Source organism: Psychromicrobium xiongbiense (assembly GCF_030271165.1).
In the GTDB taxonomy this organism is placed as follows: Bacteria; Actinomycetota; Actinomycetes; order Actinomycetales; family Micrococcaceae; genus Renibacterium; species Renibacterium xiongbiense.
Genome location: NZ_JASSZH010000009.1, coordinates 382,722 through 401,185 on the forward strand (window position 1 = coordinate 382,722; position 18,464 = coordinate 401,185).

General features: G+C 64.8%; 16 protein-coding genes and 1 riboswitch. Of the genes, 11 read left to right on the top strand and 5 right to left on the bottom strand.

Annotated elements, in window-relative coordinates:
- Positions 1-77 precede the first annotated feature (77 nt).
- The 3 genes from QQM37_RS04505 to guaB1 form a co-directional block, all read right to left on the bottom strand.
- Positions 78-1,199, bottom strand: coding sequence for a hemolysin family protein (locus tag QQM37_RS04505; protein ID WP_285725351.1), 1,122 nt, complete (start codon positions 1,197-1,199; stop codon positions 78-80).
- On the bottom strand, positions 1,192-2,535 hold the full coding sequence (locus tag QQM37_RS04510; RefSeq protein WP_285725352.1) for a hemolysin family protein: 1,344 nt from the start codon (positions 2,533-2,535) through the stop codon (positions 1,192-1,194). Before QQM37_RS04510 ends, QQM37_RS04505 begins: the two co-directional genes overlap by 8 nt.
- A 342-nt stretch (positions 2,536-2,877) precedes the next feature.
- Positions 2,878-4,425 carry a GMP reductase gene (gene guaB1, locus QQM37_RS04515; protein ID WP_285725353.1) on the bottom strand — a complete coding sequence of 516 codons (1,548 nt, stop codon included), beginning with the start codon at positions 4,423-4,425 and terminating at the stop codon, positions 2,878-2,880.
- Between the two features lie 251 nt (positions 4,426-4,676).
- Between guaB1 and QQM37_RS04520 the strand changes: the two genes are divergently transcribed.
- The 6 genes from QQM37_RS04520 (at position 4,677) to QQM37_RS14500 (ending at position 11,737) form a co-directional block, all read left to right on the top strand.
- Positions 4,677-8,513, top strand: coding sequence for a multifunctional oxoglutarate decarboxylase/oxoglutarate dehydrogenase thiamine pyrophosphate-binding subunit/dihydrolipoyllysine-residue succinyltransferase subunit (locus tag QQM37_RS04520; RefSeq protein ID WP_285725354.1), 3,837 nt, complete (start codon positions 4,677-4,679; stop codon positions 8,511-8,513).
- Between the two features lie 29 nt (positions 8,514-8,542).
- Positions 8,543-9,148 (top strand): GDSL-type esterase/lipase family protein, encoded by a 606-nt coding sequence (locus tag QQM37_RS04525; protein ID WP_285725355.1) that lies wholly within the window; start codon positions 8,543-8,545, stop codon positions 9,146-9,148.
- Between the two features lie 156 nt (positions 9,149-9,304).
- Positions 9,305-10,111: a DUF4097 family beta strand repeat-containing protein gene (locus QQM37_RS04530; RefSeq protein ID WP_285725356.1), complete on the top strand. Its 807-nt coding sequence runs from the start codon at positions 9,305-9,307 to the stop codon at positions 10,109-10,111.
- Entirely contained in the window at positions 10,108-10,929 is an 822-nt protein-coding gene (locus QQM37_RS04535; RefSeq protein ID WP_285725357.1) for a DUF4097 family beta strand repeat-containing protein, read from the top strand. The genes QQM37_RS04530 and QQM37_RS04535 overlap by 4 nt, the downstream gene beginning before the upstream one ends.
- Before the next feature lies 1 nt (position 10,930).
- Complete coding sequence (locus QQM37_RS04540; protein WP_285725358.1) at positions 10,931-11,536, top strand: PadR family transcriptional regulator; 606 nt, start codon at positions 10,931-10,933, stop codon at positions 11,534-11,536.
- A 126-nt stretch (positions 11,537-11,662) separates the two neighbouring features.
- Positions 11,663-11,737: a 50S ribosomal protein bL37 gene (locus QQM37_RS14500; protein ID WP_369299106.1), complete on the top strand. Its 75-nt coding sequence runs from the start codon at positions 11,663-11,665 to the stop codon at positions 11,735-11,737.
- Positions 11,738-11,849: 112 nt separating this feature from the next.
- Here QQM37_RS14500 and rsrA read toward each other — a convergent pair whose 3' ends face one another.
- Together rsrA and QQM37_RS04550 are read right to left on the bottom strand one after the other, a co-directional pair.
- A complete protein-coding gene (gene rsrA, locus QQM37_RS04545) occupies positions 11,850-12,110 on the bottom strand; it encodes a mycothiol system anti-sigma-R factor (RefSeq protein ID WP_285725360.1) in 261 nt (86 codons plus the stop codon).
- A complete protein-coding gene (locus QQM37_RS04550; protein ID WP_285725361.1) occupies positions 12,107-12,805 on the bottom strand; it encodes a sigma-70 family RNA polymerase sigma factor in 699 nt (232 codons plus the stop codon). The genes rsrA and QQM37_RS04550 overlap by 4 nt, the downstream gene beginning before the upstream one ends.
- A gap of 195 nt (positions 12,806-13,000) precedes the next feature.
- On the opposite strand from QQM37_RS04550, the gene QQM37_RS04555 reads away from it, so the two are divergent.
- The 5 genes from QQM37_RS04555 (at position 13,001) to QQM37_RS04575 (ending at position 18,464) form a co-directional block, all read left to right on the top strand.
- Complete coding sequence (locus tag QQM37_RS04555; protein ID WP_285725362.1) at positions 13,001-13,471, top strand: DoxX family protein; 471 nt, start codon at positions 13,001-13,003, stop codon at positions 13,469-13,471.
- Positions 13,468-14,853, top strand: a complete 1,386-nt coding sequence (gene aroA, locus QQM37_RS04560; RefSeq protein ID WP_285725363.1) for a 3-phosphoshikimate 1-carboxyvinyltransferase — start codon at positions 13,468-13,470, stop codon at positions 14,851-14,853. The genes QQM37_RS04555 and aroA overlap by 4 nt, the downstream gene beginning before the upstream one ends.
- Complete coding sequence (gene rsgA / locus QQM37_RS04565; protein ID WP_285725364.1) at positions 14,850-15,914, top strand: ribosome small subunit-dependent GTPase A; 1,065 nt, start codon at positions 14,850-14,852, stop codon at positions 15,912-15,914. Before aroA ends, rsgA begins: the two co-directional genes overlap by 4 nt.
- Before the next feature lie 62 nt (positions 15,915-15,976).
- Entirely contained in the window at positions 15,977-16,795 is an 819-nt protein-coding gene (gene hisN, locus QQM37_RS04570; protein WP_285725365.1) for a histidinol-phosphatase, read from the top strand.
- 104 nt (positions 16,796-16,899) lie between these two features.
- Positions 16,900-17,013, top strand: a riboswitch (SAM riboswitch).
- A 38-nt stretch (positions 17,014-17,051) separates the two neighbouring features.
- A complete protein-coding gene (locus QQM37_RS04575) occupies positions 17,052-18,464 on the top strand; it encodes an aminotransferase class V-fold PLP-dependent enzyme (RefSeq protein ID WP_285725366.1) in 1,413 nt (470 codons plus the stop codon).

Consider the following 18,464-nt stretch of genomic DNA (forward strand, 5'->3'; position numbering starts at 1 on the left):
CCTGAGCACCACCCCAGCCTAACGCTAATTGTAATCATTCTCAACAAGCCTTGAATCTGTACGCCCGATACTGCCGTTCAGTCCCTCTGCCGCTCGCGAATCTCCCCCACCAGCTCCTCCAGAATGTCCTCCAGAAACAGGATGCCCCTGGTGGACCCGTCCTCGCCGATCACCCGGGCCAGATGTGCACGCCGCCGCTGCATGGTGCGCAGAGCATCCTCGATCTCCTCGGCCTCCGGAACCTCGATCAGGCTGCGCACGCGCGCCGAATCCAGGGGCCAGTCGTACTCCTGCTCCGGAACGCTGAGCACATCCTTGAGGTGGACGTAGCCGACCAGCCCGTCATCGGCCTCCTCCTGCATCCCGGAACCGGCCAGCTTCGCCGAACCCGATTCCGTCTCGGACCCCGACTCAGCCTCGGAACCCGTCCGGCGCAGCACAAACCGGGAGAAACCGGTCCGCCGCACGGCGGCCTCCACCCCGGAGGGTGACACCGTGGCCGGCAAGGTCTGCACCTCCACCAGAGGCACCATGGTCTGACCAGCCGTGCGCGCAGAGAATTCGAGCGCCCCGCTGAGCAGGCCGACGCCATCGTCCACCAGACCGTGGCGGGTCGATTCCGCCACAATCGACTGCACTTCCTCCAGGGTGAAGGTCGAGGAGACCTCATCCTTGGGCTCGATGCCGAGCAATCGCAGGATGTGGTTGGCAGACCAGTTCAGGGCCACGATGATGGGCCGCACAACGCGGGAAAGCCAGACCAGCGGTGGTGCGAGCAGCAAGGCCGCCCGGTCCGCTACTGACACCGAGATGTTCTTCGGCACCATCTCACCAAAGGTCACATGCAGGAAGGTGACCAGCAGCAGCACCAGCACGAAGACCACCGGCGTGCCCACCGAGTCCGGCACACCGAGCGTCACCAACGGATCAAGCACCAGATGCTTGATGGACGGCTCTGCCACATTGAGGATCAACAACGACGACACCGTGATGCCCAGCTGGGCACAGGCCAGCATCAAGGAGACATGCTCCATGGCATAGAGCACGATCCTGGCTCGCTTGGACCGGGTTGAGCCCTTCTCCACGTACGGCTCGATCTGACTCCGACGCGCACTCATCACGGCGAACTCGGCCGCCACGAAGAACGCGTTACTGAGCAGAAGCAGCACCAACCACAGGATGCCCCACCAGTCACTCATGGCCGGCCTCCCCCGCTGATTCCGCGGATGGTTCCTCAGCCGATTCCTCGGGCCGGAAAACGATCCGGTCCACGCGACGGCCATCCATCCGCTCCACCGTCAGGGTGCCGCCCTCGATATAGACGGTGTCGCCGGGCAGTGGAATGCGTCCCAGCTCGGCCATCATGAAGCCGCCCACCGTTTCATAACTGGCCTCATCCGGGACTGTGAGTCCGGGTACCTGGCTGGCCAGTTCATCGGGACGCAGCAGACCGGGGAAATGCCACTGGCCGTCGGCACTGTGTACCACTCCCGGGCGGGCCGAGTCATGCTCATCGGAGACCTCGCCGACGATTTCCTCCACCAGATCCTCCAGTGTCACCACACCTGCGGTTCCGCCATATTCATCCAGCACCACTGCCAGTTGGAGGTTCCCGGCCCGCAGCTCGGTGAGCAGGGAGTCGAGATGAATCGTCTCCGGGACGCGCAGCACGTCCTCCTTGATGGTTCCGGCCTGCAGGCCGGCCCGTCGATCGGCGGGAACGGCCACCGCACGCTTGACGTGCACCACGGCCACGATGTCATCCACCGAGTCCTCATACAGCGGAAACCGGGAGTAGCCGGTACGCCGCGCCGCGTCGATGACGTCGTCCAGAGGCGCATCGATATCGAGCATTTCCACCCGGATGCGCGGGGTCATCACATCCGCCGCAGTACGGCCGGAGAAGCTTAGCGATCGCTCCACAAAGTTGGCGGTGCCGGCATCGAGCGTCCCCAGCTCCGCCGAGCGACGCACCAGGGATGCCAGTTCCGCAGGGCTGCGTGCCCCTGAGATCTCTTCTTTGGCCTCCAGCCCCCACAGATGAAGGACGCGGTTGGCAAAGCCATTGAGCAGCAGAATCGCCGGTCGGAAAATCGCGGTGAACACCAGCTGTGGCCGGGCGACGAATTTGCCGACCGCGAAGGAGATGGAGATCGCCATGTTCTTGGGTACCAGTTCGCCCAGCACCATGGACAGGACGGTGGCCACCAGCATCGCCAGAATCCAGGACACCACCGAGGCAGTCCCGCTCTCCAACCCAAGGGCGGAGAGCGGCGCGGCCAGCAGGACGCCCAGTGAAGGCTCCATCACAAAGCCGGTCAACAGCGTGGTGAGCGTAATGCCCAGCTGGCAGCTGGAGAGCTGAGTGGACAGCGACTTGAGGCAGTGCAACAGCGGCTCGGCCGCCCGGTCACCTTGGTCAACGGCAGCCTGAACGCTCGCCTGGTCCAGCGCCACGAGGGAAAATTCGACGGCTACAAAAAAGCCCGTCCCGGCGATCAATACGAGTCCGAGCAGGAGAAGAAGCCATTCCATTCAGCATCCCCTCCCGGAGTGCCAGGAGGTATGTCCTGGCACCGTGACCGTCCGCAGCGCGCAACGCGCTGCGGATCGTGGAGGTTGGTCCTCTGCGGTCTGCTCGGGCTCAGGCATCAGTTCATCGGAGCGCAGGTCAGCCTCCGGCAGAGCGGACGATGCCGCAGAAGTCGCCAGCAGAGAGACCGCCGGGCTGAACAGCACCGGGCGGCCCGGCTGGGGAGATGAAGATACGGAATGGGAGCGGGCAATAACGTGGACGCCGGCACTGGTCACCTGAGGATGAACCTGCCGGCGTCTAGGGTGATAATCCATAGTCCACCTATTTTAGCGGAACCGGAGCTACCACCCCTGCGGTACCGGGCGGCCCTCTTCATATCCGGCTGCAGACTGAATTCCCACCACGGCACGTTCTGCGAATTCGGCCAGCGTGGAGGCACCAGCATAGGTCATGGCACTGCGAACTCCTGCGGTGATGCCATCCAGCAGATCCTCCACCCCCGGGCGCTGCGGATCAAGGTACATCGTCGAGGTGGAGATGCCCTCTTCGAAAAGCGCCTTCCGCGCCCGGTCAAAGGCACCGTCGGAGCCAGTGCGGTGCTGCACGGCCCGCGCACTGGCCATGCCGAAACTTTCCTTGTAGCGCCGCCCCTGCGCGTCGGTGAGCAGATCTCCCGGGCTCTCGTAGGTGCCCGCAAACCAGGATCCGATCATCACCTGACTGGCACCCGCCGCGAGTGCCAGGGCGACATCGCGCGGATAGCGCACGCCGCCATCGGCCCACACAGAGGCGCCCACCTCACGGGCCGCCTCTGAGCACTCCAGGACGGCGGAAAACTGGGGACGGCCGACGGCCGTCATCATCCGGGTGGTACACATCGCCCCGGGGCCGACGCCGACTTTGATGATGTCCGCTCCGGCTTCCACCAGATCCCGCACGCCCTGGGCCGTGACCACGTTGCCAGCCACCAGTGGCACCTCGGCACCGAGCGCGCGGACCGCAGCGAGCGCTTCTCGCATTCCACGCTGGTGCCCATGCGCCGTGTCCACCACCAGAACGTCGACTCCGCAGTCCAGCAGTTCGCGCGCCCGACCCTGAACATCACCGTTGATCCCCAGCGCGGCTGCCACCCGAAGAGCCCCCTGGATATCGCGGGTGGGGCGGTACAGCGTCGACCGCAGGGCGCCCTGAGTGGTCAGAACGCCCACCACTTTGCCATCGCGGAGCACCGGGCCATAGCCGCCGGGAGTCTGATGCAGTACGTGGAAGGCCGCGCGCAGCAGCTCTTCCAGCTCGCCGGCACCACTTGTCCGGGCCGACCCCGCGGCACGGTCCGCCTCGTCGGCGCGGTCAAAAGGTGCCGCGTCGAAGGTCGCTCCGGCATAGCGTGAGCCGCGCGGGGTTCCCGAGGCTTCCAGCAGGGAGGCCAGTGAACTGAAGCGATCCACCCCTTCACACTGCGCGGCGGTCAGCACACCCAACAACTCCCCCGCATCCGACGCCACGGTGACCGAGCCCTGTGCCCGCTTGGAGACCAGATGCAAAGCATCGAGCGCGGTATGATCCGGCCCCAGCACCACCGGCGTCTCAAACACCGGATGGCTGCCTTTGATGCGCGCCACCACTTCCCGGATCACGGCCACCGGAACATCCTGGGGCAGTACCGCCAGCCCACCGCGGCGCGCCATGGTCTCTGCCATTCTCCGTCCGGTCACTGCGGTCATATTGGAGGCGACCAGTGGAAGGGTCGAGCCGGTGCCGTCCATGGTGCTCAGATCCACCCCCAGCCGGGAACCGATCTCGGAACGGCCGGGAACCAGGAACACATCAGCATAGGTCAGGTCGGTCGAGGTTGGTCGTACAGGACCGGTAGCTTCCAGAAAGCGCATGAGCCCAGCTTAGATGGCTCCTGCTCCTACGGCCGTGAGTAACATCACAGACGTCTCAGCACGGCCGGGACCCCGCGCAATCGCCTTGAATACGCCAGGAAAGTCCGGCAGGGCCACCGACTCACACCCGGTGAATCGGTGTGAAAATTGGCTTGTCGACAGCGAGCATCACTAGACTGTGGGCGGGTCACCGTGTCACACGACAGCGACCCGACTCGCGGACCTGATCTCATGGAAGAGGCGTATTTCTGGTGCCAGACGAATCCACCCACCGACTGACCGAAGAGTTCGGCGGCAACGAATGGCTCGTGGACGAGCTCTATGAGCAGTACCGGCAGAATCCGGGCTCCGTAGACGCGAAGTGGCTGCCACTCTTCGCCTCCCTCGATGCCGATCGTGCAGGCGGTGCCGCTCCCGCAGCGGCAGGGGCCCCCACACAGGATGCCGGGGGAAAGCACGCAGCCGGTGCCGACGATCCCCGTCCAGTCACCAGGCCGCTTCCCGTGGTCCCGGCAGCAACTGCTGCTGCGCCCGCCGCTGCAGCACCCGCAATCCCTGTGGCCCAGGCAGCCGCCGCGCCGGCGGCTCAGGCACCTGCAGCTCAGGCGCCGGCAGTTCCGGTGACCGCTGGCAAGCCCGTGGTTAAGCCCGCAGCCTCGCCTACCGCGCCCATTCCGGCCCAGCTGCCGCCCACCGCGAAGTCAACGGCCGCCACCGAAGAAGACGCCGTGGAGCCGCTGCGCGGCCCCGCCAAGGCGATCGCCAGCAATATGGTGACCAGCCTGGAAGTTCCCACAGCCACCAGCGTGCGCGCCATCCCGGCGAAGCTTCTGATCGACAACCGCGTGGTGATCAATTCGAATCTGGCGCGCGCAAGAGGCGGCAAGGTCTCCTTCACTCATCTGATCGGTTACGCCGTGATCCGCGCCCTGCGCGATTTCCCCTCGATGAACGTTATCTACGAAGAGCGCGACGGCAAGCCCGTGGCCGTGCACCCGGCGCACGTGAATTTCGGCATCGCCATCGACATGCCCAAGCCCGATGGCTCCCGTCTGCTGGTGGTTCCCAACATCAAGAAGGCGGAGACGCTCTCCTTCTCGGATTTCTGGCACACCTATGAGGACCTGATCAAGCGCGCCCGCGCCGGCAAGCTCACCGCTGATGACTACGCGGGAACCACTGTCTCGCTGACCAACCCGGGCGGCATCGGCACCGTGCACTCGGTCCCCCGCCTCTCCAAGGGCCAGGCCTGCATCATCGGAGTCGGCGCACTGGAATACCCGGCCGAGTTCCAGGGTGCCAGCGAGAAGATCATCGCCCTGAACGCGATCAGCAAGATCATCACCCTCACCTCCACCTACGACCACCGGGTCATCCAGGGTGCAGGTTCCGGCGAATTCCTCAAGCGGATCCATCAGCTGCTCCTGGGAGCGGACAACTTCTACGATGAGATCTTTGAAGCTCTCCGGATTCCCTACGAACCGGTGCGCTGGAGCCCCGACGTCCAGGTCGATCCGATGGATCAGATCAACAAGGTCGCCCGCATCCAGCAGCTCATCCACGCCTACCGGGTGCGTGGGCATCTCATGGCGGACACCAACCCGCTCGAATACGTCCAGCGCAAGCACCCCGATCTGGATGTCCTCAACCACGGGCTGACGCTCTGGGACCTGGACCGCGAATGGCCTACCGGTGGCTTCGGTGGTAAGCCGAGCCTGAAGTTCCGCGACATCCTGGGTGTGCTGCGCGATGCCTACTGCCGCACCACGGGTGTCGAATACATGCACCTGCAGGAGCCGGAACAGCGTCAGTGGTTCCAGGATGAGCTGGAACACCCCTACTCCAAGCCCAGCGCCGAAGAGCAGATGCGGATTCTGGGCAAGCTCAACGAGGCGGAGGCCTTCGAGACCTTCCTGCAGACCAAATTCGTCGGCCAGAAGCGATTCTCGCTTGAGGGCGGCGAGTCGTTGATCCCGATGCTGGACTCAATCCTTTCCGATGCCGCCGATGACGGCCTGGACGAGGTCGCCATCGGTATGGCGCACCGTGGTCGCCTCAACGTGCTGACCAACATCGCGGGCAAGACCTTCGCCCAGGTGTTCCGCGAGTTCGAAGGCAATGAGGACCCCCGGAAGAGCCAGGGTTCTGGCGATGTGAAGTATCACCTCGGCACTGAGGGCACCTTCACCTCGATCAGCGGCAACCAGACCAAGGTCTACCTCGCCGCCAACCCCTCGCACCTCGAAGCGGCCGATCCGGTCCTCGAGGGCATCGTCCGCGCCAAGCAGGACGTTCTGGATCAGCGCGAGGAATTCCCCGTGCTGCCAATCCTGATCCACGGTGACGCGGCCTTCGCCGGCCAGGGTGTGGTGGCAGAAACACTGAACCTCTCCCAGCTGCGCGGCTACCGCACGGGCGGCACCATCCACGTGGTGATCAACAACCAGGTGGGCTTCACGACGCCTCCGGCATCCTCACGTTCCTCCGTGTACTCCACGGACGTCGCCAAGATGATCCAGGCACCGGTCTTCCACGTTAACGGCGATGATCCCGAGGCCGTCGTCCGGGTGGCCCAGCTGGCCTACAAGTACCGCCAGCGCTTCCGTGGCGACATCGTGATCGACATGGTCTGCTACCGTCGCCGCGGTCACAATGAGGGTGACGATCCCTCGATGACCCAGCCGTTGATGTACAACCTGATCGAGGCCAAGCGCTCGGTGCGTCGCCTCTACATGGAAGCCCTGATCGGCCGTGGTGACATCACCCAGGACGATGCCGCCTCCATGATCGAGGACTTCCGCTCACGACTCGAGCGGGCTTTCGCCGAGACGCATGCAGCCCAGACCTCACCGATCCCGATCATCACGGCTGACGATAACGCTGTGGCGGATCTGGAGCGGCCGGTGGCTCAGCGCGGGCATGACGAAACGCACCTGGCCCCGGCGGTCAGCGCCCAGACCATCGCCCATATCGGGCAGGTCCAGGCGACGCCGCCGGAAGGCTTCACCGTGCACCCGAAGGTCCAGCCGCTGCTGGCCAAGCGCGAGGTCATGTCCCGTGAGGGCAACATCGACTGGGGCTTCGGCGAGCTGCTGGCCCTCGGTTCCCTGGCGATGGAGGGGCTGCCGATTCGTTTCACCGGCCAGGACACCCAGCGCGGCACCTTCACCCAGCGCCAGGCCGTGCTGCATGATCGCATCACGGGCGCCGAGTGGGAGCCTTACAAGAGCCTCACCGAGAACCAGGGCCCGTTCATGGTCTACAACTCGCTGCTGAGCGAGTATGCAGCCCTGGGCTTCGAGTACGGCTACTCCGTGGAACGCACCGATGCGATGGTGCTCTGGGAAGCCCAGTACGGTGACTTCGCCAACGGTGCGCAGTCAATGATCGACGTCTTTATCTCCTCTGCGGAGCAGAAGTGGGATCAGCGCTCCTCGGTCGTCATGCTGCTGCCGCACGGCTATGAGGGCCAGGGGCCGGAACATACCTCAGCCCGCATTGAGCGGTACCTGCAGATGTGCGCCGAGGACAATATGATCCTCGCTCAGCCCAGCACTCCGGCATCGCACTTCCATCTCCTGCGTCGGCAGGCCTACCAGCGTCCCCGCAAGCCGCTGATCATCTTCACCCCCAAGCAGTTGCTGCGACTGAAGGCTGCGACGTCCTCGTTGGAGGACTTCACCACCGGAACGTTCCGCCCGGTGATCGGCGACGATCTGCTGGCGAATCCGGCAGAGGTCACCCGGGTGGTGCTGGTTTCGGGTCGGATGTACTACGACCTGCTGGCCGAGCGCGAGAAAACCGGCGATTCCACGACCGCACTGGTCCGGGTGGAGCAGCTCTACCCCTTCCCGATCGAGGAGATTGCCGCGGAGCTCGCCAAGTACCCGAACGCAGAGGTTGTCTGGGCGCAGGACGAGCCGGAGAACCAGGGCCCGTGGCCCATTATGGGCCTGCAGTTGCCTGGCGCGCTCAACCGGGTGATCCGGGTCATTTCACGTCCGGCATCGGCCTCCACTGCTACCGGCTCTTCCAAGCGCCACGCGGTGGAACAGAAGAAGCTCATCGCCGCCGTCTTCGCTCGTTGAGCGAGCGGCGCCAACGGAGAAAGGCAGTTATGGACGGACGCACCATCCGACTGGTAGTGCTGGGCGATGAACTGGTCGCCGGCGTCGGTGATCCGCGCGCCCTGGGCTGGGTGGGCAGAGTTCTGGCCCGCACTCCCCAGGAAGGTCTGGAGTTGGCGTCGTACACGCTGGCCAGTCCGGCGGAAGGCACGGAAGAACTCTCTGCCCGCTGGTTCGGCGAATCGGCCCGACGGTTTGGTGATGGCCTGGAGAATCGACTGGTGATCGGGCTCTCCGGCCGGGATCTGGAACTGGGCGTCTCCACGGCGCGCAGTCGGCTCAACCTGGCGAATATTCTCGACGCTGCCGCACAGCACGACATTCCAGCGCTGGTCGTCGGGCCGCCACCGGGGCTCGATGCCTCACTGCACTCGAGGTTGGCCGAGCTCAATGCCGCTTTCGCGGACGCGACCTCGCGTCGTCGCAACGTTTACGTGGACACTTTCACACCGCTGCTACACCACGAGCAGTGGCACGGCGATCTGGCCGCCAACCACGGCAAGCCGGGTCAGTCCGCCTACGGCCTGCTCGCCTGGCTGGTCCTGCACCGGGGCTGGTTCCCCTGGCTTGGCCTCTCTGAGTCTGCCGGTTCTTAGCAGTTTCTTCAGAACGTGCCCCGCTGCCTCGGCCGCGGGGCACTTGTGTGCCGAGTGTTGATGACGACCATCAGACGCGATATATCTTGACTCTCCTCCTTCTTGAGATATATCGTGATTTCACCAACGCGATATATCTCAAGAAGGAGGACTCCCGTGAGTCACTGGACCATTGATTCAGCCCGAACGCTCGATCTCGATGACGTCTCAGAGTTGCGCGTCAGCGTGGTCGGCGGCCGACTGGATGTCATCACCTCCCCCGAACCTGTCACCCGCCTGGAAGTCACTGATATCGACAGCATCCCGCTCGAGATCAGTCTGGAATCTGGCGTTCTCGTGGTGCGACACGGCACCGATAACTGGGGCAGCTGGCTCAAGCGCATCGGCACCAGGAATCAGCGCATCACTCTCAGCATCGCCGTTCCGCCGGACACCACCGTTCATGCCGCCACCGTCAACGGTGATGCGCTGATCTCCGGCATGCGCGCCAGCACCGATCTGCATACCGTCTCCGGCTCCGTGATGTCCGATGCCACTGCCGGGACGATGAGCGTCAACACCGTCAGCGGTGAGGTCGTGGTCCGCAATCATCAGGGCCCGCTCACCGCAAAAAGCGTCTCCGGGGAGGTCACGGCCTCCGGCGATCTGCACACCATCTCCGCCAAAACCGTCAGTGGAGACCTGGCCTTCGATCTGAATGGTCATCCCGCCGAAGCACAGATCACCGGAGTCTCCGGAGACATGACGCTCCGTCTGCCCGCAGAGGTTGGCGTCGATCTCCAGGCCAAAACCGTCTCCGGTAAGGTCATTCTCGACGATCTGCGATTCTCGGGATCCGCCCAGACCATCGAAGCCGGCTCCGGGCCCCAGGAGGGCAGATTTCGTCTCAAGGCCAGCACGGTCTCAGGCGATCTCTCGATCGTCCACCAGCGCGAAAGCTACGTCCAGGGAGGCATCCGATGAACGCCAGGAGCTGGGAACTCAGCGAACCGCAGACCCTCGATCTGGAGGGGATATCCTCGCTGTCCCTGCGCACTATTGGCGGCCGCTTTGACGTGATCGCCCATGAGGACCCCCAGGAGCAAGTGCTGCGGCTGACCCTCACCGATCTGGAGGGCGATCCGCTCACCGTGGTTCAGGAGGGCACTCAGTGCGAGATCCGCCAGGGCAACCACGATGTCGCCCGGTGGTTCACCGGTCAGGGCGTCATGGACGGCACCAACCGGGTGGTCCTGACCCTTCTGGTCCCGCAGGGAACCCGGACCGAAGCCGGGACTGTCTCCGCGGACGGCCTGGTGACCGGGATACATGCTCCCGTCAGAATCTCCTCAGTCACCGGATCGATCATCTCCGATTCCACCCGTGGCCAGCTCGGAGTCAATACCGCCTCCGGTGAGGCCATCGTCCGCAATCATCAGGGTCCGCTGAGCCTGAACTCGGTTTCCGGAGAGATGACGGCATCGGGCGCGTTCACTGAGGTACGGGTCAACACCGCAACCGGGGACATCAGTCTGGACTGCGTTGGCGCCATCGAGCGGGTTCAGAGCACCTCCGCCTCGGGCAATCTGCTGCTCCGGCTGCCCGCTGAGCAGGGAGTGGATCTGAGCGTGACCACGGTGAGTGGCGCAATCAGCGTCAATGCGGAGAGTTTCAGAGTTCTGGGATTCACCCGCCGCAGCTTCAGCCCGACCGCGAATCTGCAGGATTCGCCACCACCGGCCAGGGTGCAGGCCACCTCCGTCTCCGGCAGCGTCAGCATCATCAACCGAACAGGGGCCTGAGATGCCGCCTGTCTTTGCCCACGGCGCCCTGCGCCTGTACCTGCTCGCTCTTCTGGAGGATGGCCCCAAGCACGGCTATGACGTCATCCGTGCCCTGTCAGACCGATTTGGCGGCACCTACTCCCCCAGTGCTGGCACGGTGTACCCCCGGCTGGCCAAGCTGGAGGAGGAAGGGCTGGTCGCCACCAGCTCGGATGGACGCCGCACCATCTACCGGCTCACGCCCGCCGGGCTCGAGGAGCTCAATGCCCGGCGCGGTGAGATCGATGCGCTGGAGTCGGATATTTCCGCCTCCGTGCGTCGGTTGGCGGACGAACTGCGCCAGGACATCCGGTCCAATATGAAGGGCCTGCGTGCCGACCTGGCCGCCACTGCCGAGGCAGCCAGGAGCGCCGCGCGCCGCAGCCCGGCCAGTGCGCCATCGAGCGCCAACCAGCGCCTGCTCAAGGATGCCGAGATGATGCTGCAGAGCTTCCGGGATGACCTGCGCGTGGAACTGCGCCAGCAAGCCCGCCAGGAATACCTCAGTGAGGTCACGCTGGAGACCATCCGCACCGTGCTTGATCAGGCGAAGATCGCCGTCCTGAACACCCTGCGCAAGCCCTGAGCTCTCGCGATGCGCGGTCCGGTTAGGCTGGGTGGCAAAGGTGTGAAAGACTTGACTGCGAAACTTTCCGGCTCAGCTGAGACCGGATCACCTCGAATCGAGCAGAATCAAAGAACGGAGGCCGACATGTCCAAGCGTGCACGCAAGCGTCGCGACCGGAAGCGTGGCGGCGCGAACCACGGTAAGCGTCCCAACACCTGAGTCAGCGTTAAGCCTGATTCAGTGATGGATCACAGAAGAACCCCCGGAATCATTGATTCCGGGGGTTCTTCATCGTTCAGGTCAATGCCGCAGGCGCGGTCAGGCTACGAGCTCAGGCCCCGACGGTCTTCATGGCGTGAATGCGGTCCAGAATGGAGGATTTGAGCGCCTCCGGAGCCACTTCGGCGCAGGAACGCTTGATGACGGAACGGATCAGACATTCCAGGTCGTACTCCCCGGCGCAATCAGGGCAGGAGGCCAGGTGATCGCGAATCGCAGTGAGGTCCTCGCTGGACAAGGCACCATCAAGGTATTCGTAAATGCGCTCGACGCGTGCGTCTTGGCAATCGCCCAGGCTCTGACAATCGCTCATAGCTGTTTCTCCTGTACTGCAGCGCCCGTAGTGGCGCTGAATCCACGCTCGGCGGCATAATCCGCCAGGAGCTCACGCAGCATCTTGCGTCCCCGGTGCAACCGGGACATGACGGTACCGATGGGCGTGTTCATGATTTCTGAAATTTCTTTGTAGGCAAAGCCCTCGACGTCGGCAAAGTAGACCGCCAGCCGGAATTCCTCCGGAATCGACTGCAACGCCCGCTTGACATCGGAGTCAGGCAGATGGTCAAGTGCCTCCGCCTCGGCGCTACGCAGGCCACTCGAGGTGTGCGATTCCGCACGGGCCAACTGCCAGTCCTCAATCTGGTCGGAGCCGGACTGCAGCGGCTCACGCTGCCGCTTCCGGTACAGATTGATGTAGGTATTGGTCAGAATCCGGTACAGCCAGGCCTTGAGGTTGGTGCCAGGCTTGTACTGGTGGAACGCGGAGAACGCCTTGGTGTAGGCCTCCTGAACCAGATCCTCGGCGTCGCTGGGATTGCGTGCCATCCGCATGGCCGCTGAATACAGCTGATCCACGTACTGCATGGCGTCACGCTCGAATCGAGCCCTGCGCTCCTCCAGCGTCTCATTTGCTGGATCAAGCGTAGGGTCCTCAAGGCTCGCCGGAGTCGCGGCTTCCGCCTCAGCTTCCTGCGTCGCAACAGGGCTCTGTGTGTCTGGGGTTTTCATTGGGATCAAGCTTAGTCGCAGACCATCACGATCAGAGACTGAAAGCTGCTCCTCTGCGATGGGCCGAAGCAATGTTGCTGCTGCCATGTCTGCTGCTCCTTCCCGCTGCCTGTTGATGGACAACGGGTGCCAAGGGGAGAATATTCCGTAAAAGTGCCAGACTGGTCTTGTCTTGTCCTGTCGAAGGAGGCCATCATGTCCCTGATCCGTGCCATTGCCCGTCCGCTGCTGGCGTCAAGCTTCATCCTCTCTGGAGTCGAGCGCATCCGCACTGCCGATGAAACGGCTGAAAATTTGGGATTCGTGTTGCGCCCGGTGGCGAATTCATTGCCTGCCGTGGATGAGAAGACTGTGGCACGCGTGCTGGGCGGTGTTCAGGTGGGTGCCGGCATCCTGCTCGGACTGGGCAAATGCACCCGTTTCTCCGGTCTGCTGCTGGCATTGACCTCCGGGGTGAATGCCGCCGCCGAGTACGGGGCTGCGGACAGCAGCACACCTCAGGCGCGCGGCTGGCAGCGGGCTCAGCTGTTGAAGAATGTCTCACTGTTCGGTGCGGTCCTGCTGGCTGCCGTGGATTCCTCCGGCCGTAAAAAACTCAAGCCCAAGGCCGCCCTGGAGGCACTTCCCGAGGCCGTGCTACACAAAGGGTCCAAGGCTGCCGCATGAGTTTTGCTGATCCCTGGCCCGCGCCGCACGCCAGCGGCCCGGTTAATGCGACGCTAACCGTTCCTGCCTCCAAATCGCTGACCAACCGTTACCTGATTCTGGCTGCTCTTGCCGAGGGACCCAGCCTGTTGCGCAGCCCGCTGCATTCGCGGGACTCGGCGCTGATGATTGCTGCCCTGCGCGCCCTGGGTGCCGTGGTGGAGGAGCTCCCGGGCGAGGGCGATTTCGGGCCGGATCTGCGGATCACCCCCCTCCCCGTGGGACGCCACCTGGCGGATCCGGTCGCCATCGACTGTGGACTGGCCGGTACCGTGATGCGTTTCGTCCCCCCGCTGGCGGCCCTGATCGACGGTCAGGTGACCTTCGATGGCGACCCCCATGCGAGGAGTCGTCCGATGAGCCCGGTGATCGCCGGGCTGGCGGCGCTGGGCGTCCCGGTGGCAGCAGCCGACGGCGCCGGGGGTCGGCCGGGTTCCCTGCCCTTCACCGTGACCGGAACGGGTGCCCTGGATGGCGGCTATGTTCAGGTCGATGCCGCAGGTTCCTCCCAGTTCGTCTCCGCGCTGCTGCTGGTGGGCGCCCGCTTCCGGCTCGGCATCCATCTGGAACACGTTGGCAAGCCGGTACCGAGCCCCGACCACATCGCCATGACGATCGCCGTCCTGCGCGAGCTGGGGGTGCTGGTCGATGATTCGGTGCCTAACCACTGGATCGTCTCCCCCGGCCCTATCCGCGCCTTCGATGTGCGCATTGAGCAGGATCTTTCCAATGCCGGCCCCTTTCTGGCGGCTGCGCTGGTCACCGGTGGGCAGGTGCGTATCCCCCACTGGCCCCAGGGCACCAGTCAGGTCGGTGATCTCTGGCGCACCATACTGCCCGCGATGGGCGCAGAAATGACGCTCGACGGCGACTCTCTGGTGGTGCGCGGCGGGGAGCGGATTCTGGGCGGTGAGTTCGCCGATACTTCGGAACTCGCCCCCACCGTTGCCGCGCTCTGTGCGCTGGCCCAGGGGCCCAGTCGGCTCAGCGGCATCGCGCATCTACGCGGTCATGAAACGGATCGGCTCGCTGCGCTGGTCACCGAGATCAACGCGCTGGGAGGCTCGGTCCGGGAGACCGCAGATGGTCTCGTGATCGAACCCGCCCCGTTACACGGTGGCACGTTCCATACCTATGCCGACCATCGAATGGCCACGGCAGGGGCGATTCTGGGTCTCGCCGTTCCCGGGATCCTGGTGGAGAACATCGCGACCACCGGCAAGACCATGCCGGAGTTTCCCTTGCTCTGGCAGGCCATGCTCGCAGGGAGCGGGCCGGAGACCGCGCAGGACGTCGCCGCAGCCCCCCTGACCGCCAGCCATCTGGAGCAGAGCGCCTCGTGAACCGGGAATGGGATGAATCCGATGTGCGGATCCGGCCGAACAAGAAGGGCAGCCGTCCCCGCACCAAGGATCGCCCCAGCTATGACGATGCCGGGCTCGGTCGGATCATCACCGTCGACCGTGGCCGGTATACCGGGGTGGTTGACGAAGGAACTGCCCAGGAGCGGACGGTCGTCGCCGCGCGGGCGCGCGAACTGCGCCGCCAGCAGGTCGTGGTGGGCGATGTGGTCAGCCTGGTTGGCGATCTCAGTGGCGGCCCGGACTCGCTGGCCCGACTGGTGCGCATCGAGCCCCGCAGCTCGGTGCTGCGGCGCTCTGCCGATGACAACGATCCGATCGAGCGGGTGGTCGTGGCCAACGCTGATGTCCTGGTCATCGTGGTGGCTGCGGCAAATCCGGAACCGCGCACCGGATTCATCGACCGGACGCTGGTGGCAGCCTACGATGCCGGCCTCGAACCGGTGCTGCTGATCACCAAAACCGATCTGCTCACCCCGACCGCCCTGATCGAAGCGTATGGAGATCTCGCGCTGGATCTGGTGCTTAGCCACACCGCCACACCGGATCCTGGCGAACTCGAGGCTGGTGATACCGAGGAACCAGCCCCTGCCCCGGAGGCCGTGGAACAGTTGCGAGCGCTGCTGCAGGGTAAGGTCGGCGTTCTCCTCGGCCCCTCGGGTGTCGGGAAGTCGACCATGGTGAACGCGCTCACCGGGGCCACCCGGGCCACCGGCGGGGTGAATGCCGTCACCGGGCGTGGCCGCCATACGTCATCGTCCGCTCTGGCCCTGAAACTTGCCGACGGTGTGCCCGGCAGCTGGATCATCGATACCCCGGGCATCCGGTCCTTCGGCCTGGCCCATGTGGATCCCAACCGGATCCTCAGCGCCTTCGACGATCTGGCCCCGGTGGCGCTGGACTGTCCGCGCGGGTGCTCTCATGAGGCCGATGCGCCCGAGTGCGCGCTCGACCCCTGGGCAGAGGATGTCGAGGCCCATCCGGGTGCCGCCGCACGTCTGGCCTCGTTCCGGCGTCTTCTGGTGCAGAAACGCAGTGATTGAACCGCTGGCGATTCGCCCGCAAGCGCGCCAGGGATGGACTCCCTGACTGATAGCGTGAACCTATGACTCCGGAGCCACGCAGCTACAACGACGATCTTCGCCTTGCCCACGTGATTGCGGACAGCATCGACGCACACACCATGGAGCGCTTCAAGGCGCTGGATCTGCGGGTTGAGACGAAGCCCGATCTCACTCCGGTGACCGATGCCGATCAGAGCGCGGAGGAGAGCATCCGTGCGCAGCTGGCCCGGGCCAGGCCCCGGGACGCCTTCCTCGGTGAGGAATCCGGCAGCACAGGCCACGGGCCCCGACGCTGGATCGTCGATCCCATCGATGGCACCAAGAACTTTGTCCGGGGCGTTCCGGTCTGGGCCACGCTCATCTGCCTGGTGGACGAGGGTGTTCCGGTGGTCGGCCTGGTCAGTGCTCCTGCACTGGGCAAGCGCTGGTGGGCTGCTCTGGGCAGCGGCGCGTTCACCGGGAAGTCTCTCGCTGCGGCAACCCGGATTTCCGTGTCCAATGTCTCCCAGCTCAGCGACGCGTCGCTGTCTTACTCCTCGCTCGCTGGCTGGCGGGAGCACGGCAACCTGGGCAATTTCCTGACCCTGATGGACGCCAGCTGGCGCACCCGGGCCTACGGGGATTTCTGGTCCTACTGCCTGGTGGCGGAAGGTGCAGTGGACATCGCCTGTGAGCCGGAGCTGAATCTGCATGATATGGCGGCCCTGGTGCCGATCGTTACCGAGGCCGGCGGCCGGTTCACCTCGCTGGACGGCGTCGACGGTCCGTTCGGCGGCAATGCTCTGGCCACGAACGGCATCCTGCATTCTGAAGCACTGGCTGTGCTCAACCCGGACCTCGACCCCCTCCTCCCCCACTAGGTCGCAGTAGCGCTGAAAGTCGCCCCCTGTTTTTGAGCAACTATTGCGACACAGTTGGGCGGGCGGTTGCACTCGTTCGCCCGCCCGCACTACGCTGACACAAAGGTCACGAGTGCCAGCGCTAAACCCCGGTTTGCTGGCCGGCAACCCTCCCGCCGCGGCGGGGTGCCCCGGGTGACGACCTGGCCGGACCGAGGTGGTACCGGCAAGCGCGGATCTCCTCTCGCTGTGGGATCCCACCAGTCGAGGAGTCGTCATGAGCACCACACTGACCGAGAACAGCCCCGTATCCGCCCAGGATTCCTACTTCACAGGGCTGCCTGAATTGTCGGCATCGCCCCTTGTGCCCGTGGTTGGCGGCGAGCTGAGCGCCCCTCTCGTCCAGGGCGGCGAGCGTCGGTATGTGAACCTGGATTACGCCGCCTCGGCCCCGGCTCTGGAACAGGTGGCGGACTACCTTCAGCAGATCCTGCCCTACTACGCAAGCGTCCATCGCGGTGCCGGCTATGCCTCGCAGATCAGCACCTCGGTCTATGAAAACGCCCGGACAATCGTCCGCCAGGCGGTGGGCGGGCGCGCCGATGACGCCGTGATCTTTACCCGCAACACCACCGACGCGCTCAATCTGCTGTCGCATTGCCTGCCGGAGGGTGGCGAGGTGCTCTACCTGGATATTGAGCACCATGCGAACCTGCTGCCGTGGCAGGCGCTGCCGCATCGCAGTGTTCTTGCCGGGAGCACCATTGCGGAGACGCTGGAGGTGCTGGAACGCGAGCTGAGCATTTCGTCGGTGGCTCTGCTCGCCGTGACCGGGGCCTCCAATGTCACCGGTGAGGTCCTGCCCGTGGCGGAACTCGCCCGGCTGGCCCACCGCTACGGCGCCCGAATTGTGATTGATGCCGCCCAGCTGATCCCCCATCGCCGCCTCGAGATCGCAGCCTGGGAGGTGGACTACGTCGCTTTCTCCGGCCACAAGCTCTATGCGCCTTTCGGCTCCGGCGTCCTGCTGGGCCGTCCGGACTGGCTGGATGCAGGCACCCCGCATCTGGCAGGTGGCGGCGCAGTGCGGGAGGTCAAACTGGAAAGCGTCAGCTGGGCCGAAGGCCCGGCACGCCATGAGGGTGGCACCCCCAATGTGCTGGGCGCCGCGACGCTGGCCCGCGCTCTCCAGGTCATCGGCTCGCTGGAGGAAAGCAGCTGGCAGCACCACGAAGAGCAGTTGCGCGAGTATCTGGTGACGGGCCTGGAAACGATCGATGGCGTCTCGGTCCACCGTCTGTTCGAGGACTCGGTCCAGTACCCGCAAACCGGCAGCATCGGTGTGGTCAATTTCTCGGTGGAAGGGTACGACGCCGGTCTGGTCGCTGCCGTGCTGTCCGCCGAGTTTGCCGTCGGTGTGCGTGACGGCCGGTTCTGCGCCCACCCCCTGTTGCGTCGACTGGGCCTGCCAACCGGCTCACTGCGCGCCAGCTTTGGGCTCGGATCGCGGCGCGCCGATGCCGAACGGCTGATTGAGGGCGTTCGCAGCTTGGTGGCTGACGGGCCCCGGTGGGACTATGTGGTGGATGCTGGCCGGTGGATTCCGGCGAACGACGCTCGGTCCTTCCCCGACTGGGCACCCAATACTCCGGGAACGGCGGGCGCGGCACCCTGCATCGCCGAATCCTGA